The sequence below is a fragment of the Mycobacterium sp. smrl_JER01 genome (genome assembly GCF_048513595.2).
Lineage (GTDB): Bacteria > Actinomycetota > Actinomycetes > Mycobacteriales > Mycobacteriaceae > Mycobacterium.
Genome location: NZ_JBLXXK020000001.1, coordinates 4,947,306 through 4,968,007, shown reverse-complemented (window position 1 = coordinate 4,968,007; position 20,702 = coordinate 4,947,306). Strand labels below are relative to the sequence as shown.

The following is a 20,702-nucleotide window of genomic DNA, read 5'->3' as shown; positions in this document are numbered from 1 at the left end:
CCGGGTTGCTCAGGTGAACAGGGGCGACACCGACCACCACCCCGCCTATCTGTGGGCGTGGCGCCTGCTGCGCCTCGACTTCACCGGTGTGGCATTCGGGGCGCTGTTCTTCTGTCTGTCCCTGACACCGTCGTTGCTGCCCAGGGATTGGCTCTTCCAGGGACTGATCGGCGGTCTGAATGCCGCGATCGGATACGGCATCGGCGTGTTCATCGCGAAGATGTTCCGCCGCTTCTGGGTCAGGAACCGTGGCTGGTGGGCGCCCCGGCGGGGGCTGTCCTCGGCGGTGAAAGCGGCAACGGTGGTCATCTCCGCCGGTGCGTGCCTGCTGATGGTCATTCCGGCGGCAGCGTGGCAGCGCCAGGTGTCGGAGCTGATGGGCATGGAGGGGCCCAGCACGGCGAGCTACCTGCGCACCCTGGTGCTGGCCGCCGCGGTCGGCGGTGTCTGCGTCGCAGCGTCCCGGGTGTTGCTCGACGTGATCAAGACCATGGCCCGGTTGCTCATCCGGCGCTGGCGACTCTCGGACGAGATCGCCCTGTTCATCGGTACCGCCGTCACCGTGGCACTGGTCGTCGCCCTGGTCAACGGCGTGCTGCTGCGCGGCTTCCTGGCCGGCGCCAACCGGGTGTTCCAACCCCAGAACACCATCACGGCAAGCGGCGTGGTGCAGCCCGATGCACCCCAAAGGTCGGGCAGTCCAGAGTCTTTCGCCCAATGGGACACCCTCGGCTACCAGGGGCGCAGCTTCGTGGCCGGCGGCCCGGACGTCGAGGAATTGGCCCGGATCAACGGCAGGCCGGCCAGGGAACCGGTCCGGGTGTACGTCGGTCTGCAGACCGCCGATACCGACGAAGCGCGAATGGCGGTGCTGCTCAGTGAACTCGAACGCACCCGTGCCTTCGACCGGGAAGTACTCGTCATCGCGCCCACGACCGGAACCGGTTGGATCAATCCGATCGCGGCGAGGTCGCTGGAGATGATGTACAACGGCGACACCGCGATCGTGGCCTCGCAGTACTCGTATCTGCCCAGCTGGATTTCGTTCATCGGCGATCAACAGAAGTCGATGCAGTCGGGCCGGTTGATGATCGACGCCGTACACGACCGGTGGGTCAAGCTCCCACCCGAGCGGCGCCCACGGTTGGTGCTGTTCGGCGAGAGCCTGGGCTCGATGGCCGGCCAAGGTGCCTTCGACTGGCTTCCCGACATCTCGCGGATGGGGTTCTCCTCGGTGCTGTGGGTCGGGCCCCCCAACGCCAGCCCGCTGTGGCGCGGCATCACCGTGCGCCGCGACCCCGGAACGCCGGAAGTCGAACCGCGTTACGACAATGGGCGCACGGTGCGATTCTCCCAGGGTAACGATGCGGCCCAGATCGCCGCGGACGCGGCACCGCCATGGGACGGCACCCGCGTGCTGTTTCTCCAGCACGCGTCCGACCCGATCGTCTGGTGGTCGGAAGACTTGCTGTTCACCCGTCCGGACTGGCTGTCCGAGCCGCCGGGACGCGACCGCACCGCGTCGATGCGGTGGTATCCGATCATCACGTTCTGGCAGGTCGCGGCCGACATGACCAACGCGGCCTCGGTGCCCGCAGGACACGGTCACAACTACGGCGACTTCATTCTCGACGGTTGGGCGGGTGTCGCTGCACCGCAGGGGTGGACCCGCGCGGACACCGACCGGATTCGCTCCGCACTGCAACAGACTGAATCCGAGGACGGCGACCCGTGATGAATGCCCGCCTTCGGGCGGCGACGCTCGCCGCGGTGCTGCTCGGCTGGAGTCAGGTCGCGCCCCGGTTCCCTCAGCGCTGGAATCCGTTGCCACATACCGTGTTCGGCGCGGCCATCGCTGTGATTACGCGTACTCCGATGGGCCTGCGACCGCCGGCGTTGTGGCACGGGCTGCGCTGGGGGAGCGCCGCCGCGGTGCCGATCACCCTCACCGTGGCCGCGTCTACCGCCTCGGGGCCGGTGCGTGCCGGGATGGCCGGGCGTGCCCTGCCCGCTGCGGCTATGCCCTGGCTGTTGCTCCGGATCCCGCTGGGCACGGTGTGGTCCGAAGAGGTGGCTTTCCGCTCCGCGCTGGGCATGACCGCTCGAAAGGCCTTCGGGATCAAGGCCGGACGAGTATTCGCAGCGACGGTGTTTGGACTTTCGCACGTCCCCGATGCCCGGGCGGCCCGCGAGCCGGTCCTGCGCACGGTGCTGGCCACCGGTGCTGCCGGTTGGCTGTTCGCCTGGCTGTACGACAGGTCGGGCAGCCTGGCCGCGCCGATGCTCACCCACCTGGCTGTCAATGAAGCGGGAGCGGTTGCGGCATTGGCGGTTCAGCGTCGACATTCCGAACGTGCGCGATCAACTGATGCGGCTCGGTCTCCTGGTCGTCGATCCCGAAACTGATCACCCGCCGCGGGATGATGCGGATGATGGCGGCTCCTTCGGACTCGGCTTGGATTGCGGTGCCGCGAATCTCGAGGCATCGCACGCGCCACGGATCACGCGAGGTCACATCGTCGACGACGAAGGCGACCCGGTCGTTGTGGGCGATGTTGCGGTACTTGCGGCTCTTCGACATCTCATACCCGCCGATGTCGATGGTGCCCAGCCTGTCGTTGTATTGGAAACCTACCGGGCTGTTCTGCGGGGTGCCGTCCGGCTGAACAGTCGCGAGTCTGCCCAGATCCGCCCGCTGCATGTACTCGATCTCGAATGTGGTGAACGTCATGCCGCCACGGTAAAACCTCAATGACCGTTGAGGTCAAGGGGCGAGGGGGGTCAGGGTCAGGGATTGATCGTCGGTTCGCCGATCTGCCTGCCCCACACGTACTCCACCAGCATCGGCTGGCCGATCCCGATGTGGTTGTACGGCGCCAGGCTGAACCCGGTGTCCATCACCAGGTACGGGTTGGGCCACAGTTCCCGGGTGACCTTCTGCCAGCAACCGGGCCTACCCCCTGGTCCGCCGCGGGCGTTCACCCTCGGCAGGTTGTCGGGATAGACGTACGGATTGCCCGCACCCATCGCGGTGCCCGCCGAGCGCAGCGAGAACCCGTTGTCACCGCCGAGCACCCGGGCCAGCTCAGGAGCTACATCGTGGTAATTGCGGAAGGTGCAGAAAATCATGCCGCGGTAATCGTCGAGCAGCCGAGACGTCGGCACCAGGTCGGCTGCGCCGCGGGTGAGATAGGGGCCGCCGCGAACGAAAGCCTCGGTGGCCGGTTCGGCGAAACCTATCGACGCCATCAGTACGGCGTCGACGTCGCCGGCAAGGGCGGTCAGGGTTCCGGCGGTTCGCACGGCACCGTCCAGCCCGTCGAACAGGTCCGGCGCCGCGTCGGCATAGACATCGGCCAATGCGGTCACGCTGCGGAGGTCGTCGCGCACCAGCGGCATCCGCGGGTTCAGCTCGTCGAGGATCTGGTTGCCGTGGGTGAGCGAGCGCCCCAGCCGGTCGCCGAGGCCGGTCAGCGCCTGGGCGGTCGCGCTCAGCGTCTGATTGAGTTTGATCGGGTCGAGTTGTTCAGAGATGGACATGACCGTCTGGAACAGCGTGTTGAACTCGGTGGTGACTCTGCCGGCCTGAACCACCGATCCTCGCGAAAGCCGTTGTGGGACCGGATCCTCCGGCGAACTGAAGGACACATACTTGTTGCCGAACACCGTGGTGGCGCGGATCTCGGCCAGCACGTTCTGCGGAATCAGGCTCAGGTAGTCGGGCTCGACCGCGAGCGTCACCCGAGCTGCGGGGACAGTGTCGTCACCGCTGTGGGCGATCCCGGTCACCCGCCCGATCTCGACGCCGTTGAAGGTGACCTTGGCCCCGCGCTCCACCACCAGCCCGGCCCGCTCCGAGACCAGCGTCACCTCGGCCGCCGGGACGAAGGCCCCGCGGAACTGCAGGAACAACAGACTGCCCGCGGCCAGACAGACGACCAGGAACACGGCACCCGCCAACCGGTAGGGCGGTGCGTCCCGGTCTTCAGACACTTTGAGAACCTAGATCATGGCCGCCCGCCGTACCGCCGATCCGGCAAAGACCCGAGCCGCTGTGGCCGCGCTCGCGGACTGGCTGCGTGACGCCGCCAGCCCGGAGCCGAGCCGGGCCGACCTCGGCGAGGCGGTCCGCGCCACGGCCAGGACACTGGCTGCGCTGGCTCCCGGCGCTGCCGTCGAGGTGCGGGTGCCGCCGTTCGTGGCGGTCCAGTGCATTGAGGGGCCGCGGCACACCCGCGGGAATCCTCCCAACGTGGTCGAAACCGACGCGCGCACCTGGCTGTTGCTGGCCACCGGGTTGCTCTCGGTCGCCGACGCCGCGGCCGGCGGCGCACTGACGATGTCGGGCGCGCGAGCAGCTGAGATCGCCGGCACACTGCCGCTGGTCGCGTTGCCCGGCTGATGGAATGCACGGGCAGCGAATCCTGGTTGTTCCCAGCGACAAATCGGAGCACACCGTCGCCTGATTCCGCGTTTCGCAAATGTTCACCGTAGACTGGCGACGTCACCCACAGCCCCCAGGGAGCAGCCTGATCGTGACCGCCGAGCAGCTCGAGAGCGAGCCCAGAGAAGAGTGCGGAGTATTCGGGGTCTGGGCACCCGGCGAAGAGGTGGCCAAGCTCACCTATTACGGCCTGTATGCGTTGCAGCACAGGGGACAGGAAGCCGCGGGCATTGCCGTCGCCGACGGGTCACAGGTGCTGGTCTTCAAGGATCTCGGGCTGGTCAGCCAGGTCTTCGACGAACAGACGCTGGCCGCGATGCCGGGGCACGTCGCCGTCGGGCATTGCCGCTACTCCACCACGGGTTCCACCACCTGGGAGAACGCGCAGCCGGTGTTCCGCAACACCGCGGCAGGCACCGGTGTGGCGCTGGGGCACAACGGCAATCTGGTCAACACCACCGAACTGGCAGCCCGGGCCCGCGACGAAGGTCTGATGAGCAGTCGAGGGGCCGCGACGGCCACGACCGATTCTGACATCCTGGGGGCGTTGCTCGCGCACGGCGCGGCGGACTCGTCACTGGAACAAGCCGCGTTGGAGCTGCTGCCGACCGTGCGCGGCGCCTTCTGCCTGACGTTCATGGACGAGAACACCCTGTACGCCGCCCGCGACCCCTACGGGGTGCGGCCGCTGTCGCTGGGCCGCCTGGACCGCGGCTGGGTGGTCGCCTCCGAAACCGCCGCGCTGGACATCGTCGGCGCCTCGTTCGTCCGCGACATCGAACCCGGAGAGCTGCTCGCGATCGACGCCGACGGGGTGCGCTCCAGCCGGTTCGCCCCGCCGTCACCCAAAGGGTGCGTGTTCGAGTACGTCTACCTGGCCCGCCCGGACAGCACGATCGCCGGCCGCTCGGTCCATGCCACCCGTGTCGACATCGGTCGCCGGTTGGCGCGGGAGAAGCCCGTGGATGCCGATCTGGTGATCGGTGTCCCGGAATCGGGCACGCCCGCCGCGGTCGGTTACGCGCAGGAATCCGGGATCCCGTTCGGTCAGGGCCTGATGAAGAACGCCTACGTCGGCCGCACCTTCATCCAGCCGTCCCAGACCATCCGCCAGCTCGGGATCCGGCTCAAGCTCAACCCGCTCAAAGAGGTCATCCGCGGTAAGCGCCTGATCGTCGTGGACGACTCGATCGTGCGCGGCAACACTCAGCGGGCCCTGATCAGGATGCTGCGCGAGGCCGGCGCGCTGGAGGTACACGTACGCATCGCCTCGCCGCCGGTGAAATGGCCGTGCTTCTACGGCATCGACTTCGCGACCCCGGCGGAGCTCATCGCCAACGCCTCCAACGCCGAGGCCGACGAGACCGAGATGCTCGACGCGGTCCGGCATGCCATCGGCGCGGACTCGTTGGGCTACATCTCCCAGCACGGGATGATCGCCGCCACCGAACAACCCGCTTCCCGGCTGTGCTCGGCCTGCTTCGACGGCAACTATCCGATCGAGCTGCCCGGAGAAACCGCGCTCGGCAAGAACGTCATCGAGCACATGCTCGCCACCGCGGCCCGGACCGGGATCCCGCTACAGGCCGACAACGACAACGCATCCGCGCTGCGGCGGCCCTGACGATCAGCGCGGTTCGGTGGAACTGAACCGCAGCAGGTGCCGGCGCTTGACCGCCGACAGGCTGCCTTCCGCCTGCAGCGCCTTGGCCACCGAATCCCGGTAACCGGTCAACCCGCCGGGCGGCGGCGGGATCACCGTATCGATGTCGTGTTCGTGCGCGACGGCGTCGCACTCCAGTGACTCGACCAGGGGCCGCGCCAGTCCCGACGGGATCGGCGTCACCAGACCCACCCACCAACTGGCGATGGTCGGGGTCAGAAACGGCAGTACCACCATCACCCGGCGGCGCAGCCCGGCGACGTCGGCGTAGCCCTGCATCGCGTCGCCGTACTCCATCACGTCGGGGCCGCCGACGTCCCAGGTGCGTGATTCGGGCAGCTCCGCGGTGGCGGACTCGGCGAGGTAATAGAGCACATCTGCGATGGCGATCGGCTGGATCCTGTTGTGCACCCACTTCGGTGTGGTCATCACCGGCAGCCGATCGGTGAGGTGGCGGACCATCTCGAATGACGCCGACCCCGACCCGATGACGATGCCCGCCTGCAACACCATCGTCTCGATACCCGATTCCAGCAGAATCTCGCCGACCTCGACCCGGGAGGCCAGGTGGCGGGACAGTTGCGTGCCCGCGGGGTGCAGCCCGCCGAGATAGACGAACCGCCGGACACCGGCCTTCCGGGCAGCGGCCACCACGTTGCGCGCCGACCGGGCCTCCTCGGCCACGAAATCCTTCGACGTGCCCATGGAGTGCACCAGGTAGTAGACGACGTCGACCCCGTCGAAAGCCGCGGTCAGCGAGTCCTCGTCGGTCAGATCGCCGCGCACCACCTCCACGCGGTCGCGCCAGGCGGCGTCATCGAGCTTCGCGGGCGTGCGGGCCATTGCCCGCACGGTGTGGCCGCGCTCGAGTAGCTCAGGGACCAGTCGGCCGCCGATATAGCCGGTGGCACCGGTCACCAGGCAGCGGACAGGCTCAGCAGGCATGGCGCGGGGATGACCACTTCTGGAGTCCGGCAAACCCATCGACGCTCACCACCGTCGGCTCGTCAACCGATACTGGCAGCGAACAGCGGGGTCCACGCGGGTAATCTTGCACACGATGACCGAGCGCGCCGAACAACACGGCATTTCCTACGCGTCGGCAGGCGTGGACATCGAAGCCGGTGACCGCGCCGTCGAACTTTTCAAGCCGCTTGCCAAGAAGGCCACCAGGCCCGAGGTGCGAGGCGGCCTGGGTGGTTTTGCCGGCCTGTTCGCCCTGCGCGGCGACTACCGCGAGCCGCTGCTGGCCTCGTCGACCGACGGGGTCGGGACCAAGCTGGCCGTCGCCCAGGCGATGGACAAGCACGACACCGTCGGCATCGACCTGGTCGCCATGGTGGTCGACGACCTGGTGGTCTGCGGGGCTGAGCCACTGTTCCTGCAGGACTACATCGCGGTCGGTCGCACCGTTCCCGAGCGGGTCGCCGAGCTGGTGTCCGGCATCGCCGACGGTTGTGTGCTGGCCGGCTGCGCCCTGCTGGGCGGTGAGACCGCCGAACATCCGGGGCTGATGGCTCCCGACCATTACGACATCTCAGCCACCGGCATCGGCGTGGTGGAGGCCGACGACGTGCTGGGTCCCGATCGGGTGCGGCCGGGCGACGTAGTCATCGCGATGGCCTCGACGGGGCTGCATTCCAACGGCTACTCGCTGGCCCGCCACGTGTTGTTGGAGATCGACCACATGAACCTCGCCGGTCACGTCGAGGAGTTCGGTCGCACCCTGGGTGAGGAGCTGCTGGAACCGACCCGCATCTACGCCAAGGACTGCCTCGCGCTGGCCGCGGAGACACAGGTACGGACCTTCTGCCACGTCACCGGTGGCGGACTGGCCGGCAACCTGGAACGGGTGGTCCCGCCTGGTCTGGTCGCCGAACTGGATCGGGGCACGTGGACGCCGGCACCTGTCTTCGGCATGATCGCCCAGCGCGGCCGCATCGAGCGCGCCGAGATGGAGAAGACCTTCAACATGGGGGTCGGAATGGTGGCCGTCGTCGCGCCGGAGGACACCGATCGCGCGCTGGCCGTACTGACCGCCCGTCACCTGGACTGCTGGACCCTCGGGACTATCGAGAAGGGCAGCAAGGAGGGGCCACGAGCAGAGCTCGTGGGCCAGCACCCCAGGTTCTGACGCCCCCGTGGGAGGCCGGTCGGCTCAGCGCCGCCAGTCGTCCTCGTCGGCCCAGCCGTCGTCGGACGCCGCATCGCTGCCATTGCGGCGATCGTCGTCAGGAGCGTTCGACAGCTCGCGCTGAAGCCGCTCGAAATCGGTCTGCGGTGAGCTGTACTTCAGCTCACGTGCAACCTTGGTCTGCTTTGCCTTTGCCCGGCCGCGGCCCATGGGGGAACCCCCTCGCGCAATAACGGAGCGGCCTAATTGCTAGGCGGCTCCGATCTGAGTGTGTTAATTGTCCTGCCGTCACTTTACCGTGCCGCGAGCCGCAGCGCTGGCAGGCCCTTGTGGGAGCGCCGTTTCCTGCCCGCGATCAGCGTGCGCTGCCCCCGCGCAACCGCTCCACGGCCAACCGTCCCGCGCCGACGACGTCGACCGCGGGCAGCGAGTCCGGATCGATCGCCGCTGACACCTCGACCTCGCCTCCGGTGGTCAGGGCGGTGTCGGCGGGCAGCCCGCGCTTGACCAGCGCCAGTGCGATCACCCCCTGGTCGACGTGGTCCACGACGGTGCCCAGCCGGCCCACCGCGCGACCGGCGGCAAGTAGCGGGTCGCCGGTGACGGGCCGGTCGGCCGCGCCGTCGAGGTGCAGCAGCACCAGCATGCGCGGCGGTTTGCCCAGGTTGTGAACCCGGGCCACCGTCTCCTGGCCTCGGTAGCAGCCCTTGTCGAGGTGCACAGCACCGACGCCGGGTCCGCCGATCCAGCCGACCTCGTGCGGAATGGTGCGCTCGTCGGTGTCCACGCCGAGGCGTGGGCGCTGCGCGGCGACACGGTGGGCCTCGTAGGCCCACACCCCGGCCGGTCGCAGCCCGGCCGTGGCCAGCCTGTCCCGCCACGCGGTCAGATCTGCTCGCGGAACCACCAGGTCGACCTCGATCGAGGAGCTCGGCAGCCGCCGGACGAAACCACCGTCCGGACGCGCCACCGCGGCGCCCTCATCGGGAAGCGCGGGCACCCCGAGCGCGTCGAGGACGGCAGGATCCCCGACGGCGGGACCGAGCAGCGACAACACCCCGAGGTCGGCAGGCTCGATCACGACGTCGGCCCAGAACACCATCCTGCGCAGGAACGCCAGCAGCGGCTCACCGCGCCACGGCTCGGTGTCCAGGACCGTGCGCCCGTCGAGATGAGTCTGCAGCCAGTGATCTTCGACACGACCCTGACCGTCCAGGCTCAGATTCTCGGTCACCACACCGTCGGCGAGCTGGCTGACGTGCTGGCTGGAGATGGTGTGCAGCCACGAGTTCCGTTCGGCCCCGGTCAGCGTCAACACTGCGCGATGCGATCGGTCGACAACGACCGCGCCCTCGGCGGCCGCCCGCTGCTCACCGAGCGGGTCGCCGTAGTGCCAGATGGCTCCGGCGTCGGGTCCTGGGTCAGGGGCGGGTACAGCGGACATGTCCCAACTCTACGAGCAAGGCGCGCGCACTCGCGGCTACGCTGAGGCCCCATGGCTGACCATCCGGGCGTCGTCGTCACCCTCGACGGACAGCTGCACGATCCGCAGGCTCCGCTGCTGCACGCCGACGACCTGGCGGCGGTGCGCGGCGACGGGATCTTCGAGACGCTGCTGGTGCGTGACGGCCGCGCGTGCCTGCTCGACGCGCACCTGAATCGGCTGGCCCACTCCGCGCGGCTGATCGACCTGCCCGAGCCGGATGCAGCACAGTGGCGGACGGCGGTGACGGTGGCGGTCGACGACTGGCTTTCCTCGGGCGGGGAAGAAGGTGTGCTGCGACTCGTCTACAGCCGCGGGCGAGAGCACGGCGTGTCGCCGACCGCGTACGCCACCATCGGGCCGGTGCCCGGGCGGGTGGCCCAGGTGCGGCGATCCGGGGTCGCGGCAATGACCCTGCATCGCAGCCTGCCGGCAACAGGAGTCGACGAGATGCCCTGGTTGCTCGCCGGGGCCAAGACGCTGTCCTACGCGGTCAACATGGCGGCCCTGCGTCACGCCGAGCGGCACGGCGCCGGTGACGTCATCTTCCTCAGCACCGACGGACACATCCTGGAGGGGCCGCGCTCCACCGTGGTCATCGCCACTTCCACGGCCGATGGCACGACCTGTCTGCTCACCCCGCCGCCGTGGTATCCGATTCTGCGGGGGACCACCCAGCAGGCCCTGTTCGAGGTGGCGCGCAACAAGGGTTACGACTGCGACTACCAGACCCTGACGACCGCTGATCTGCTTGCGGCGCAGGGTGTTTGGTTGGTGTCCAGTATCACCTTGGCCGCGCGGGTGCACACCCTGGACGGCGCTCCGCTGGCGGCCGCCCCGCTCGCCGATGAGGTTGCCGCTCTGATCGACGTGGCGATTCTCAGCGATCGCTGAGCGCTAAATCGCTTGTCGCCCTGTCGAAGCGCGGGTACGGTCGCGGGTACACAGGGAAGGAGGTGGTCCGACAAATTGAGTGACTTATGGACATGTGAGGTGGCTGCGAGCTAGCAGCGCCGGGAGAGCGCTTGACGCAGCTGTGCGCGCTGGCGAATTCCCCGCAGTCACCCGGCCCCCGAGCCCCTCGGTCTTGTCCGACCAGGAACAACGGCTCGGGGGCCGCTCCATGTCGGGAGCTGCACAATCTGCACGGTCTGCGATGATTCGGCTATGTCTTGCTCTTCCATCGCGGGGTGGAAGACGGCGGCCATCGGCCTCGTCGCGTTGACCGTCCCGGCATGCGCGGCACCGACCGCGCTCACCGTGCCGACCCTGGATGCGGGCACGTGCAGCAAGCACGTGCTCGACACCCTCTACCCGGGCATCCTGACCTTCGGTGCGGATCAGCCCGTCTATCCGCCCTGGTACCTGGGAAACGATCCCGCCAACGGTGACGGCTTCGAATCCGCGCTCGCCTATGCCATCGCCGACCGACTGGACTTCGCGGTCGAGGACGTGCGCTGGGTGCGGGTTCCGTTCAATGCGGCCCTCGGTTCCGGCGCCAAATCGTTCGACGCGAACCTGTCCCAGTTTTCGATCACCGAACAGCGGCGCGCGGCGGTGGACTTTTCGACACCTTATTTCGACGTGACGCAGGCCGTGGTCGCGGTGCGCCGATCGCCTGCTGCCGCGGTCACCACGTTGGACGGACTGCGCGGTCTGCGGCTCGGTACGCAAATCGGCACCACGAGTCACACCGCTGCGACCGAGCTGGCCGGACGCCACCCGGTGCAGGCCTACCACACCAATGTCGACGCGAAAATGGCGCTGCTGGACGATGAGATCGACGCGTTGGTCGTCGATCTACCCACTGCTCTGACGATGGCGGCCGAGCTGCGCGACGGTGTGCTCGTCGGGCAGCTGCCGGCCCGGGGCGGCCAGGTCGAACAGTTCGGCGTGGTGATGGCGCACGGCAGCCCGCTGACCCGGTGCGTGTCGTGGGCGGTCGATACCCTACGCGCGGACGGGACGCTGGACAGGCTGGAACGGCGTTGGCTGGCCGGCGGCGGCAACGCGGCCGTCCTGGGATAGCCCGGCGCCCGGTGGATCCGGGCTCAGTCGGAGGGGCCTGGCGCCAACGACGAGCACTCCGACATGGCCGCCTCCCAGTCCGCGGCAGCCACCCCGGGAGGAGGTCCGGACGCCGGTCCCGGTGGTGCCGGTACCCCGTGCTGGCCGAGGCAGTATGCGAAGGAGCCGTGTCCCACGCTGGGTACTGCGGAGGTCGGCGACTCCTCGGCAGGCGGGGTGGATGCCGAGCAGGCTGCCACCAGCGCGCCCGCAACCGCCAGAATCGCGGCAAGCTTCATGCGATGCACTAGCCGGCGAACCTCGCCAGTCGGGCGGACAGATGCGGTACCAGGCCGCCGTCGGCGTCCACCCGTTCCTCGACGTATGCGAGGTCACCGCCTTCGATGATCCCGTACAGCCGTTTCGCGCCACCGACGAGCATCCCGGACTTGCTGCGGGCCAACGCGTCGGTCACCAGCTCCCAGGATGACTGGTTCAGCGGACGCCCGTAGAACAATTCGATGTAGCCGGCGGAGTGAGCCAACAGCAATTCGATGGCCTGCGATTCCTCCGGATCACCCGGATCGCTGACGAATCGCCAGAAACCCGTTTCGCGCAGACCGGGCCGGTCGTACTCACCGTCGCTGTCCAGGCGCCAGGAGCGCGCTTCCCAGTTCAGGTAGTCACCGCCGTCGTGGGACACCACGATCTGCTGTCCGAACCGGTAATCGCCGTGTGCCCCACGACCTTCGCCTTCGCCCCGCCACACGCCGACCAGCGGCAGCAGCGCGAGCAGCGCATCGTCGAGGTTTGCGCCTTCACGCAGGTTCGCGGTGTCGGCGGGAAGGGGCAGGTCGCCGAACACCGGAATGTTGCGCGTAGCGGTGACCCGGGCGCGCTCGGCCGCAGCCGCAACCGCCTCGTCGCCTGAACTCACGACTCGTCGGTGACGAGCCGATACAACGCGTACAGCGCGAACCACGTGATCACCACGACGGCCACAACCAGCAGAAGCTCGAAAAACAGCACCACGGGCCAAAGTCTAACCGCCGGGAGAATTCATCTCCCGGCGGCCGTCGAGCAGCGGACGGTCAGCTGACCTTCCATTCGAATTCGGGGCAGAACGCACCGGTCGCGGCGCCGATGAAATAGCCGGCCTGGTAGTCCGACCAGTTGGTGACGCTGGTCAGGTCGGCAACCTCCTGCTCGAAGGACGCGCCGCTGTTCCAGTCCTGACAGACCGCGTAACCGGTCTCGATGACCTGCGCGGTCTTGTCCGGCGGCCAGGTGATTCCGCCGCCGGAGATCACCGTGAGGAAGTCACCTTCGGGATCGGCGAGCGCTGCGGGAGCACCCGCCAGGGCAACTGCGGCCAGCGCCGCCGAGGCGACGCAGGCAATCGTGATCTTCATTGTCGGTCCTATGTCGTTGTCGCGCTGGGGCCGCGAGGTCGGTCACGCGGCATGCCGCGTGAGGTGGTGGTGGGCCCGCGCCCGACGGCGCGGGGACCACCATATATTCCCTGATCACAGCTAATCTCGCAGCTCTTTGGCAGCAAGTTCACTGCAACACCCGGTGACCGGACTGTGAATACCCGGCGGCTCCGTCACGCCCCCGTGGGATGGCGTGACTCCGTCACGCCCCGGTGGGATTGCGTGACTCCGTCACGCGACCTTGACGTCGACCTCGTGGATCCCCGCCCCCGACGGCGCGACACTGGCGTCACCGTTACCCGCAGGGGACAGGGCGCGCAGCGTCCAGGTACCGGGCGCGGCGAAGAACCGGAAGTCACCGGTCGCCGACGCGACGACCTCGGCGGTGAACTCGTCCGAGCTGTCCAGCAGGCGCACGAAAGCCCCGCCCACAGCCTGACCCGAGCCATCGACCACGCGGCCGGTGATGACGGTTTCCTTCTCCAGGTCGACGCCGGCGGGCAACGTCAGTCCTTGCTTCGGTGCAGAGCACATATCAACTTCCCAACTCGATCGGGGCACCCACCAGGGAGCCGTATTCTGTCCAACTGCCGTCGTAGTTCTTGACGTTCTTGTGTCCCAACAACTCCTGCAGCACGAACCAGGTGTGCGACGAACGCTCCCCGATGCGGCAGTAGGCGATGGTCTCCTTCTCGCCGTCCAGTCCGGCCTCGGCGTACAGCTTGGCCAGCTCCTCGTCGGACTTGAAGGTGCCGTCCTCGTTGGCCGCCTTGCTCCACGGAACGTTGATGGCGCTGGGGATATGCCCGGCCCGCTGGCTCTGCTCCTGCGGCAGGTGAGCCGGGGCGAGGATCTTGCCGGAGAACTCGTCGGGAGAGCGGACGTCGACCAGGTTCTTCTCTCCGATCGCAGCAATCACCTCGTCACGGAAGGCGCGGATGCTGGTGTCGGGCTCCTTGGCGGTGTAGCTGGTCTGCGGACGCTGCACGGCGTCCTTCGACAGCGGGCGCGCGTCGAGTTCCCACTTCTTGCGGCCCCCGTCGAGCAGCTTGACGTCCTGATGGCCGTAGAGCTTGAAGTACCAGTAGGCGTACGCGGCGAACCAGTTGTTGTTACCGCCGTAGAGGATGACGGTGTCGTCCTCGGCGATGCCCTTCTCCGAGAGCAGCTTGGAGAACTGCTGCTGATCGACGAAGTCACGCTTGACCTGATCCTGAAGCTCGGTTTTCCAGTCCAGCCGGATCGCGCCGGGGATGTGACCGGTGTCGTAGGCGCTGGTGTCCTCGTCGACCTCGACGAAGACGGTGTTGGGCGCCTCGAGATTGCTCTCGGCCCAGTCAACTGTGACCAGGACGTCGGAGCGTGCCATTGGGGAGTCCTTTCGATTGCTATCGGGTGGGGGTCAAGCGGGCGAGAAGCGGATAGAGCTGGCAGCCCAGACAGATACCGAAGGCTGCGTTGAGCAGTGCCGCCACCAGTGCGAAACCGGTGGCGATCAGGCCCAGCGGTGTGAGACCGCCGGCAAAACCGAGGGCACCGACCATGGCGAAGACGAACCCGACCAGCTGGGCGAACCTCAGCGGTGCGACCGGTTCGCGTTCGGTGGCCGGACCCAGGCGCGGAGCGACGAGCGTGGCGAAGATCAACCCGTACGGATGACGTCGTGGTCCCCAGACGGCGCCGATGGCGAACACCGCCGCCTGCGCCGTGAGGATGGCCGCGGCCGCGGCCGGGCTTCGGGCGGACACCAGCAGGATCACGACCAGGACGACAGTGGTGACCCATGCGACGAACCGCGGGCCGCGCGCATCGACCTGCTGCGATGCGCGACGGTCAGCGTCGTTCGGCCGCTCTGTGATGTTCGACATGAAGGTGCTCCTGCTGTTCGGTAGGGCTGGACGCGGCAGGCCGACACGGCCGGTCGCAGAGTGCGGCGCAGAACGAGAACGCGGCTACTCAGCAGCTACGACAACAACAGCAACAACCCGCAACGCGGCACAGATCGACTGCGCGGCGCTTGGTGAGCACAAGCTCGAGGCGGGCTGACACGGCTGACAGCTTACCCAAAGAGACGGTGATCAGGCCAACAGTGGCTCAAGTGCGGAACGCAGGTCAGCTGCCGTGGGCACCCCCGGCGCGCGGTAACGCCGGCGCCCGTCCCGGTCGAAGATGAAGGTCGTCGGTAACGAGAGGACCGAAAGCGTCCGTGCCGCCTCGGGATTGGCGTCGATGTCGATCTCGACGTGCGCCACCTCGGGCAACTCCCCGCACACCTGGTCGACGACGCGGCGCACCCCCTCGCAGGGTCCGCACCAGGGCGCGCTGAAGTGCACAACCGTCGGCCCGGTCCGGGACAGGCCCAGCGCCGCGATGACCGCTTCGTGGACCTCTTGGCGGTCGTCGTCGCCGAGTTCGGACGACTCGGCGGCACCCTTGAGCAGCCCCGAGCGCACGGTCAGCAGCCGGCCGATCACGAACGCCAGCCCGAAGGCGGCGACGAGCACCGTGATGACGGCAATCCACGACGAGCTCATGACAGTCTGAACTCGTCGAGGTCGATGGTTAGTCCTTCGGCAATGCCTTCGATGATGATGTCGGAGCCCCGCGCTCCCTCGGTGGTCGGCGCGATCCCGAACGGCAACTTCTGGCCGGGCAGCGTCGTGGAGAACGCCGCCAGCACCGCGGCCAGCCTCTCCTCGGGCACCGCCCGGTCCGCCGTCCCCGGCTCGGTCAACACACCGGTCGCCGTCACCACCAACGTCGTCGACTCCGGCCCGGTGACCGAGAGGTCGACGGCGATGCTCACCCGCTCGTCGAAACCCGCCTTGTTCGGGGTGCCGGTCAGCACCACGCCCTGATTGCTGGAGATGCCCGATTCCGTGACGCCCCCGGTGGAGTCCTCGGTCTCCCTGGTGGGCGCCTCGATCAACAGGTCCGGAATTCCCATGTAGCGGCCCATGTGGGTGGAGTCGATGATGATCCGACTCTCCAGCTTCTCGACGGTCAGGGTGGCATCCGGGGGCACCAGCCACGAATCGCCGAGACCCACCGAATGCATGGTCGCCTCCAGCGACGCCTTCCCGACCACGCCGTGATCAACGCCACTGGCCTTGATCTCCACCTCGTCGTAGTGGTGGCGCCGCGCCTGCGTGATGAACGGAAATCCCAGGATCGCCACCGACGGGTCCCAGTCCAGGTTCGCGGCGGTCCGGACGCTTCTGGCCAGGCGATACTCGGAGTAGATCGCCGCCCCGAAGTCGACGCCGACCGCGCCGAGGACGACGACGAGGAGGGCGGCGAGGGCACCGGTCACGAGCTTGCGCACCCCGACATTGTTGCCGACGTCGCCGCGGAGAGCGGTTCCGCACGGCTTACCGGCAGGTTGCACGCTATCGTTAGGTAACCATCGGCTGGGTAACGGCCGTGTGTCAGGCATGAATCTGGAAAGTCACCACGCGACATCGTTGTCCTGGAGAGAACTCCACAGCCGTTGGAGGGGTCAGTTGGATCTGTTACTACTGACGGTCGATCCGCACCCCGAATCGGTCCTGCCTTCGCTGTCCCTGCTCGCGCACAATGTCCGGACCGCGCCCACCGAGGTCTCGTCTTTGCTGGAAGCGGGTACCGCGGATGTCGCGATCGTCGACGCGCGCACCGATTTGGCCGCCGCCCGCGGATTGTGTCGACTGCTGGGGACGACGGGCACCTCGGTCCCGGTTGTGGCGGTGGTCAACGAGGGCGGCCTGGTGGCGGTCAGCGTCGAATGGGGTCTCGACGAGATCCTGCTGCCCAGCACCGGTCCGGCCGAGATCGATGCTCGGTTGCGGCTGCTGGTCGGCCGCCGCGGCGGTGTGGCCAACCAGGAGAACGTCGGCAAGATCAGTCTCGGTGAGCTCGTCATCGACGAAGGCACCTATACCGCGCGGCTGCGGGGACGGCCGCTCGACCTCACCTACAAGGAATTCGAACTGCTGAAGTACCTGGCCCAGCACGCCGGCCGGGTGTTCACGCGCGCCCAGCTCCTTCAGGAAGTGTGGGGTTACGACTTCTTCGGCGGCACCCGGACGGTCGACGTCCACGTCCGGCGCCTGCGCGCCAAGCTCGGCCCCGAGTACGAATCGCTGATCGGCACGGTCCGCAACGTGGGCTACAAGGCGGTCCGGCCCGCCCGTGGCCGGGCGCCCGCCGCCGAGGCGGATCTCGCCGAGGAACTCGACGGCGACGATCCGTACGAGGACGGTGTCGGTGCGTTCGACGCCGAGAGTGTCCCGCAGGCGCTGGGCGACGCGCTGCGCAGTCAGTGACGCCCCCGGTCTCGGTCGGCTGGCAGCACGACCTGCCCGACGCCGACCAGCGACGCATACGTGAACTGATCTCCGAGGCCACCACCGCCGACGGCATCGCACCCGTGGGGGATCAGGTGCTGCGGGAACTCGGACAACAACGCACCCGCCATCTCGTCGCTGTCGAAGACGGCACCCTGCAGGCCTACCTAAACCTCGCTCCGCCCGGCGAGGAGGCGCCACCGATCGCCGAACTCGTGGTGCGTCCCGGGGCCCGTCGTCGAGGCATCGGCGCGCAGCTGATCCGCACCGCGCTGTCGGAGGGCGGAACCGACACCCGGGTCTGGGCGCACGGCAACCTGGAGCCGGCGCGGGCGACGGCAGCGTCGCTGGGTCTGGTGGTGGCGCGCGAACTCCTGCAGATGCGCCGGTCGCTCGCCGACTTGCCCTCGACACCGGCGCTGCCAGGCGTGACGTTGCGCACATACACCGGTCCCGCCGACGACGCCGAACTGCTCCGGGTGAACAACGCCGCCTTCTCGTGGCACCCCGAACAAAGCGGGTGGACAGTCGCCGATGTCGCCGAACGTCGATCCGAACCGTGGTTCGACCCCGCCGGGCTGTTCCTGGCCTTCGACGACCGGACCGCCGAGTTGCTCGGATTCCATTGGACGAAAAGGCATTCTGCGGATCTCGGGGAGGTCTACGTGGTCGGGGTGGATCCCGCCGCCCAGGGACGCGGGCTCGGCGCCGCGCTCACGCTGGTCGGTCTGCACCACCTTGCCGAGCGGCTGTCCGGCGCCGGCCGGCAGCCCGCGGTGATGCTCTACGTGGAGGCGGACAACACCGCCGCGGTGAAGACGTACCGACGGCTGGGTTTCGAAGTGGCCAATACCGACGTCGCCTACGCGTCCGGCACACCGGCCCACCTCTGAGCGCGCTTGCGGGCTGGGTGTCATCGATGACGTTGTCGATCGAAGCACTGCGACGGGGCGGTGCCGCACCCGCCCGCTTGATCGATGCCGCAACAGCGGGAACGTGTCAGCGCTTACGCACTCACCGGGACGCCGAGTTCAGCCAGTAGATGGCGAACGCGTCGCTCGATCTCATCCCGAATGGGTCTCACGTCGTCAACGCTCTGGCCGGCCGGATCGTCGAGCTTCCATTCCTCGTAGCGGAGGCCGGGAAACACCGGACAGGCGTCACCACATCCCATCGTGATGACCACGTCCGCAGCACGGACGATCTCGTCGGTCCAGGGTTTCGGATACTCGCGCGAGATATCGATGCCACGCTCGGCCATCGCCTCTGCCGCTGCAGAATTCACTGCGTCGCTCGGCTCAGATCCGCCCGACCAGGCCACCGCGGCCTCTCCGGCCAGCTTGGTGAAAAACCCCATCGCCATCTGTGATCGCCCCGCGTTGTGGGTGCACAGGAACAACACGGTCGGCTTGCCGTCATGATGCTTGCCCTCTACCCGGGCCAGGGCTCCGAGTTGTTGTCGTGCAAATCGCTCCGCAAGCAAGGGCAGAAAGTTGAAGACGCTTGCTCGTCCGGCGAACTGGTCATATGACGAGTGCAGGAAGCGTTCGATGGTTTCGACGCCGAAAGTCCCGCCATACTCCTTCTCCAGCTGGGCAGCCGCGGATTTCAGCGCCAGGTGTTGGTCGAGGGAGAGGTCGTGGCGTAGCTGGGGGTGTGTACCGGGGTCGGTGCTGTCGGTCATGTGTTCTCCTTGTCAGCACATCACGAGGGGGACAAACGTCCGACCCGTTTCGGTGAGGCCGCGAACTGCGGCGGCCTCGCGCTCGGCGCTTGTCGTGCGGGTCGGGTGCCCGGGGATCGCCGAGAAAATCTGCGAGAGCAGCGGGAATGGCCGCTCGAGGCCGCTGGCAACGTGTCGCCCAGTAGACATCGACTTCATGAATACTCAGGAAACGCGGTCTCGTCAATCGCCAGATGGGCTGCTCGTCGCTGCCCTCCCCTTTTCGGTTCATCTCTCGTTTACCGCCCGTAGGCCATCGATTCACGGGCTGCCCCTAGGTTCACAGCCGAGCAGGGAAAGATCTGCTCGGCGTGAAATGCGTCTTTCCCCACATCTGCACTTGAAGGAGCTTCGTGAAGGCCAAACGGACTGGTGCCGCGCTGAGCATATTGGCCGCGGGCACCCTGCTGCTCTCGGCATGCGGCAGTGACAACAACACCGCCGCATCCGGGTCAGAAGGCGGCGGGTCGGAGGCGGCCGGTGACTGCGGCGGCAAGAAATCGCTGAAGGCCAGTGGTTCGTCCGCACAAGCCAACGCGATGACGCGGTTCATCAACGCCTACGAGACGGACTGCCCCGGGTACACCCTGAACTACACCTCTAGCGGATCCGGCGCGGGTGTCTCGGAGTTCCTCGGCGGCCAGACCGACTTCGGCGGCTCGGATTCACCGCTCAACGCGGAGAAGGGTGAGGTCGACCGGGCCATGGAACGCTGCGGCGGCAACCCGGCGTGGAACCTTCCCGCCGTGTTCGGACCCATCGCCATCACCTACAACGTCGACGGCGTCGACACCCTCGCGCTCGACGGTCCAACCCTGGCCAAGATCGTCAACGGCACCGTCACCACCTGGGACGCCCCGGAGATCGCGGCGTTGAACGAGGGCGTGACGCTGCCCGCGCAGCCGATCAACGTGATCTTCCGCAGCGATGAGTCGGGTACCACCGACAACTTCCAGCAGTACCTTGACGCGGCCTCCGACGGCGCGTGGGGCAAGGGCGCGGGCAAGTCCTTCGCTGGCGGCGTCGGTGAAGGTGCCAAGGGCAACGAAGGCACCTCGGCGGCCATCGCGAGCACCCCGGGTTCGATCACCTACAACGAGTGGTCGTTCGCCAAGGCCCAGAACCTGTCCATCGCCCAGATCATCACCTCGGCCGGACCGGACCCGGTCGAGCTGAGCACGGAAACCGCCGGTAAGGCGATCGACGGGGTGAAGTTCAAGGGCGAGGGCAACGACCTGGTGCTCGACACCACGTCGTTCTACATGCCGACTGAACCGGGTTCGTACCCGATCGTGCTCGCAGCGTACGAGATCGTGTGCTCGGAGTACCCGGACCCCGAGGTCGCTACCGCGGTCAAGGCCTTTATGCACTCGGCTCTCGGCAACGGCCAGAGCGGACTCGAGGACAACGGCTACATTCCGGTGCCCGAGGGGTTCAAGACCCGCCTGACCGAAGCCGTCGACGCCATCAACTCGACGACGTAGTAGCCA

At 67.7% G+C, this 20,702-nt stretch carries 25 protein-coding genes; 10 read left to right on the top strand and 15 right to left on the bottom strand.

The genetic code is table 11. The features are described 5' to 3' along the window. Positions 1-13 precede the first annotated feature (13 nt). Both ACNUDN_RS23295 and ACNUDN_RS23290 read left to right on the top strand, forming a co-directional pair. On the top strand, positions 14-1,735 hold the full coding sequence (locus tag ACNUDN_RS23295; RefSeq protein WP_419124094.1) for an alpha/beta hydrolase: 1,722 nt from the start codon (positions 14-16) through the stop codon (positions 1,733-1,735). After that, a complete protein-coding gene (locus tag ACNUDN_RS23290; protein WP_419124093.1) occupies positions 1,735-2,406 on the top strand; it encodes an Rv0804 family intramembrane glutamic endopeptidase in 672 nt (223 codons plus the stop codon). Before ACNUDN_RS23295 ends, ACNUDN_RS23290 begins: the two co-directional genes overlap by 1 nt. On the opposite strand, the gene ACNUDN_RS23285 is transcribed toward ACNUDN_RS23290, so the two are convergent. Next, entirely contained in the window at positions 2,300-2,731 is a 432-nt protein-coding gene (locus tag ACNUDN_RS23285; protein ID WP_419124092.1) for a PPOX class F420-dependent oxidoreductase, read from the bottom strand. The two genes, ACNUDN_RS23290 and ACNUDN_RS23285, sit on opposite strands and share 107 nt — an antisense overlap. A gap of 56 nt (positions 2,732-2,787) precedes the next feature. Further along, positions 2,788-3,993, bottom strand: coding sequence for an MCE family protein (locus ACNUDN_RS23280; RefSeq protein WP_419124091.1), 1,206 nt, complete (start codon positions 3,991-3,993; stop codon positions 2,788-2,790). 16 nt (positions 3,994-4,009) lie between these two features. On the opposite strand from ACNUDN_RS23280, the gene ACNUDN_RS23275 reads away from it, so the two are divergent. Continuing rightward, positions 4,010-4,402 carry a sterol carrier family protein gene (locus ACNUDN_RS23275; RefSeq protein WP_419124090.1) on the top strand — a complete coding sequence of 131 codons (393 nt, stop codon included), beginning with the start codon at positions 4,010-4,012 and terminating at the stop codon, positions 4,400-4,402. 133 nt (positions 4,403-4,535) lie between these two features. Continuing rightward, complete coding sequence (gene purF, locus ACNUDN_RS23270; RefSeq protein WP_419124089.1) at positions 4,536-6,068, top strand: amidophosphoribosyltransferase; 1,533 nt, start codon at positions 4,536-4,538, stop codon at positions 6,066-6,068. Positions 6,069-6,071: 3 nt separating this feature from the next. On the opposite strand, the gene ACNUDN_RS23265 is transcribed toward purF, so the two are convergent. Next, positions 6,072-7,052: an NAD(P)H-binding protein gene (locus tag ACNUDN_RS23265; RefSeq protein ID WP_419124088.1), complete on the bottom strand. Its 981-nt coding sequence runs from the start codon at positions 7,050-7,052 to the stop codon at positions 6,072-6,074. 115 nt (positions 7,053-7,167) lie between these two features. Between ACNUDN_RS23265 and purM the strand changes: the two genes are divergently transcribed. Next, positions 7,168-8,241, top strand: coding sequence for a phosphoribosylformylglycinamidine cyclo-ligase (gene purM / locus ACNUDN_RS23260; RefSeq protein WP_419124087.1), 1,074 nt, complete (start codon positions 7,168-7,170; stop codon positions 8,239-8,241). A 24-nt stretch (positions 8,242-8,265) separates the two neighbouring features. On the opposite strand, the gene ACNUDN_RS23255 is transcribed toward purM, so the two are convergent. Both ACNUDN_RS23255 and ygfZ read right to left on the bottom strand, forming a co-directional pair. Beyond that, a complete protein-coding gene (locus ACNUDN_RS23255; protein WP_419124086.1) occupies positions 8,266-8,451 on the bottom strand; it encodes a DUF3073 domain-containing protein in 186 nt (61 codons plus the stop codon). 145 nt (positions 8,452-8,596) lie between these two features. Further along, positions 8,597-9,685 (bottom strand): CAF17-like 4Fe-4S cluster assembly/insertion protein YgfZ, encoded by a 1,089-nt coding sequence (gene ygfZ / locus ACNUDN_RS23250; RefSeq protein WP_419124085.1) that lies wholly within the window; start codon positions 9,683-9,685, stop codon positions 8,597-8,599. A gap of 51 nt (positions 9,686-9,736) precedes the next feature. On the opposite strand from ygfZ, the gene ACNUDN_RS23245 reads away from it, so the two are divergent. Next, positions 9,737-10,618: an aminodeoxychorismate lyase gene (locus tag ACNUDN_RS23245; RefSeq protein ID WP_419124084.1), complete on the top strand. Its 882-nt coding sequence runs from the start codon at positions 9,737-9,739 to the stop codon at positions 10,616-10,618. Between the two features lie 273 nt (positions 10,619-10,891). Then, a complete protein-coding gene (locus ACNUDN_RS23240) occupies positions 10,892-11,752 on the top strand; it encodes an ABC transporter substrate-binding protein (RefSeq protein WP_419124083.1) in 861 nt (286 codons plus the stop codon). A gap of 23 nt (positions 11,753-11,775) precedes the next feature. On the opposite strand, the gene ACNUDN_RS23235 is transcribed toward ACNUDN_RS23240, so the two are convergent. The 9 genes from ACNUDN_RS23235 to lmeA all read right to left on the bottom strand — a co-directional run bounded on the left by ACNUDN_RS23235 (position 11,776) and on the right by lmeA (position 16,489). After that, complete coding sequence (locus ACNUDN_RS23235) at positions 11,776-12,030, bottom strand: hypothetical protein (protein WP_419124082.1); 255 nt, start codon at positions 12,028-12,030, stop codon at positions 11,776-11,778. An 8-nt stretch (positions 12,031-12,038) separates the two neighbouring features. Further along, positions 12,039-12,668 (bottom strand): heme-binding beta-barrel domain-containing protein, encoded by a 630-nt coding sequence (locus tag ACNUDN_RS23230; RefSeq protein ID WP_419124081.1) that lies wholly within the window; start codon positions 12,666-12,668, stop codon positions 12,039-12,041. Positions 12,669-12,822: 154 nt separating this feature from the next. Then, positions 12,823-13,143, bottom strand: coding sequence for a DUF732 domain-containing protein (locus ACNUDN_RS23225; RefSeq protein ID WP_419124080.1), 321 nt, complete (start codon positions 13,141-13,143; stop codon positions 12,823-12,825). A gap of 252 nt (positions 13,144-13,395) precedes the next feature. Then, the gene (locus ACNUDN_RS23220) at positions 13,396-13,698 is read right to left on the bottom strand and encodes a DUF1416 domain-containing protein (protein WP_029110402.1); all 303 of its coding nucleotides are present in this window, start codon (positions 13,696-13,698) and stop codon (positions 13,396-13,398) included. Position 13,699: 1 nt separating this feature from the next. Further along, positions 13,700-14,533: a sulfurtransferase gene (locus tag ACNUDN_RS23215; RefSeq protein ID WP_419124079.1), complete on the bottom strand. Its 834-nt coding sequence runs from the start codon at positions 14,531-14,533 to the stop codon at positions 13,700-13,702. 19 nt (positions 14,534-14,552) lie between these two features. Further along, on the bottom strand, positions 14,553-15,032 hold the full coding sequence (locus ACNUDN_RS23210; RefSeq protein ID WP_419124078.1) for a DUF4395 domain-containing protein: 480 nt from the start codon (positions 15,030-15,032) through the stop codon (positions 14,553-14,555). 88 nt (positions 15,033-15,120) lie between these two features. Continuing rightward, entirely contained in the window at positions 15,121-15,213 is a 93-nt protein-coding gene (locus ACNUDN_RS23205) for an Ms5788A family Cys-rich leader peptide (RefSeq protein ID WP_396888426.1), read from the bottom strand. Positions 15,214-15,242: 29 nt separating this feature from the next. Continuing rightward, on the bottom strand, positions 15,243-15,698 hold the full coding sequence (locus ACNUDN_RS23200) for a thioredoxin family protein (RefSeq protein WP_419124077.1): 456 nt from the start codon (positions 15,696-15,698) through the stop codon (positions 15,243-15,245). Continuing rightward, the gene (gene lmeA / locus ACNUDN_RS23195) at positions 15,695-16,489 is read right to left on the bottom strand and encodes a mannan chain length control protein LmeA (protein ID WP_431960707.1); all 795 of its coding nucleotides are present in this window, start codon (positions 16,487-16,489) and stop codon (positions 15,695-15,697) included. Before lmeA ends, ACNUDN_RS23200 begins: the two co-directional genes overlap by 4 nt. A gap of 178 nt (positions 16,490-16,667) precedes the next feature. Between lmeA and ACNUDN_RS23190 the strand changes: the two genes are divergently transcribed. Both ACNUDN_RS23190 and mshD read left to right on the top strand, forming a co-directional pair. Further along, entirely contained in the window at positions 16,668-17,468 is an 801-nt protein-coding gene (locus tag ACNUDN_RS23190; RefSeq protein WP_419124076.1) for a winged helix-turn-helix transcriptional regulator, read from the top strand. Next, positions 17,465-18,382, top strand: a complete 918-nt coding sequence (mshD, locus tag ACNUDN_RS23185) for a mycothiol synthase (RefSeq protein WP_419124075.1) — start codon at positions 17,465-17,467, stop codon at positions 18,380-18,382. The genes ACNUDN_RS23190 and mshD overlap by 4 nt, the downstream gene beginning before the upstream one ends. Positions 18,383-18,495: 113 nt before the next feature. Here the strand turns inward: mshD and ACNUDN_RS23180 are convergent, their stop codons facing one another. After that, entirely contained in the window at positions 18,496-19,173 is a 678-nt protein-coding gene (locus tag ACNUDN_RS23180; RefSeq protein ID WP_419124074.1) for an arsenate reductase ArsC, read from the bottom strand. Between the two features lie 392 nt (positions 19,174-19,565). Between ACNUDN_RS23180 and pstS the strand changes: the two genes are divergently transcribed. Continuing rightward, entirely contained in the window at positions 19,566-20,696 is a 1,131-nt protein-coding gene (gene pstS / locus ACNUDN_RS23175; protein ID WP_419124073.1) for a phosphate ABC transporter substrate-binding protein PstS, read from the top strand. The last annotated feature ends 6 nt before the right edge of the window (positions 20,697-20,702 follow it).

Coding starts and splice junctions, on each gene's coding strand:
- ACNUDN_RS23290 (WP_419124093.1), top strand. CDS start 1,735: ATGAATGCCCGCCTTCGGGCGGCGACGCTCGCCGCGGTGCTGCTCGGC.
- ACNUDN_RS23285 (WP_419124092.1), bottom strand. CDS start 2,731: ATGACGTTCACCACATTCGAGATCGAGTACATGCAGCGGGCGGATCTG.
- ACNUDN_RS23275 (WP_419124090.1), top strand. CDS start 4,010: ATGGCCGCCCGCCGTACCGCCGATCCGGCAAAGACCCGAGCCGCTGTG.
- ACNUDN_RS23265 (WP_419124088.1), bottom strand. CDS start 7,052: ATGCCTGCTGAGCCTGTCCGCTGCCTGGTGACCGGTGCCACCGGCTAT.
- purM (WP_419124087.1), top strand. CDS start 7,168: ATGACCGAGCGCGCCGAACAACACGGCATTTCCTACGCGTCGGCAGGC.
- ACNUDN_RS23255 (WP_419124086.1), bottom strand. CDS start 8,451: ATGGGCCGCGGCCGGGCAAAGGCAAAGCAGACCAAGGTTGCACGTGAG.
- ygfZ (WP_419124085.1), bottom strand. CDS start 9,685: ATGTCCGCTGTACCCGCCCCTGACCCAGGACCCGACGCCGGAGCCATC.
- ACNUDN_RS23245 (WP_419124084.1), top strand. CDS start 9,737: ATGGCTGACCATCCGGGCGTCGTCGTCACCCTCGACGGACAGCTGCAC.
- ACNUDN_RS23240 (WP_419124083.1), top strand. CDS start 10,892: ATGTCTTGCTCTTCCATCGCGGGGTGGAAGACGGCGGCCATCGGCCTC.
- ACNUDN_RS23235 (WP_419124082.1), bottom strand. CDS start 12,030: ATGAAGCTTGCCGCGATTCTGGCGGTTGCGGGCGCGCTGGTGGCAGCC.
- ACNUDN_RS23225 (WP_419124080.1), bottom strand. CDS start 13,143: ATGAAGATCACGATTGCCTGCGTCGCCTCGGCGGCGCTGGCCGCAGTT.
- ACNUDN_RS23220 (WP_029110402.1), bottom strand. CDS start 13,698: ATGTGCTCTGCACCGAAGCAAGGACTGACGTTGCCCGCCGGCGTCGAC.
- ACNUDN_RS23215 (WP_419124079.1), bottom strand. CDS start 14,533: ATGGCACGCTCCGACGTCCTGGTCACAGTTGACTGGGCCGAGAGCAAT.
- ACNUDN_RS23210 (WP_419124078.1), bottom strand. CDS start 15,032: ATGTCGAACATCACAGAGCGGCCGAACGACGCTGACCGTCGCGCATCG.
- ACNUDN_RS23200 (WP_419124077.1), bottom strand. CDS start 15,698: ATGAGCTCGTCGTGGATTGCCGTCATCACGGTGCTCGTCGCCGCCTTC.
- ACNUDN_RS23180 (WP_419124074.1), bottom strand. CDS start 19,173: ATGACCGACAGCACCGACCCCGGTACACACCCCCAGCTACGCCACGAC.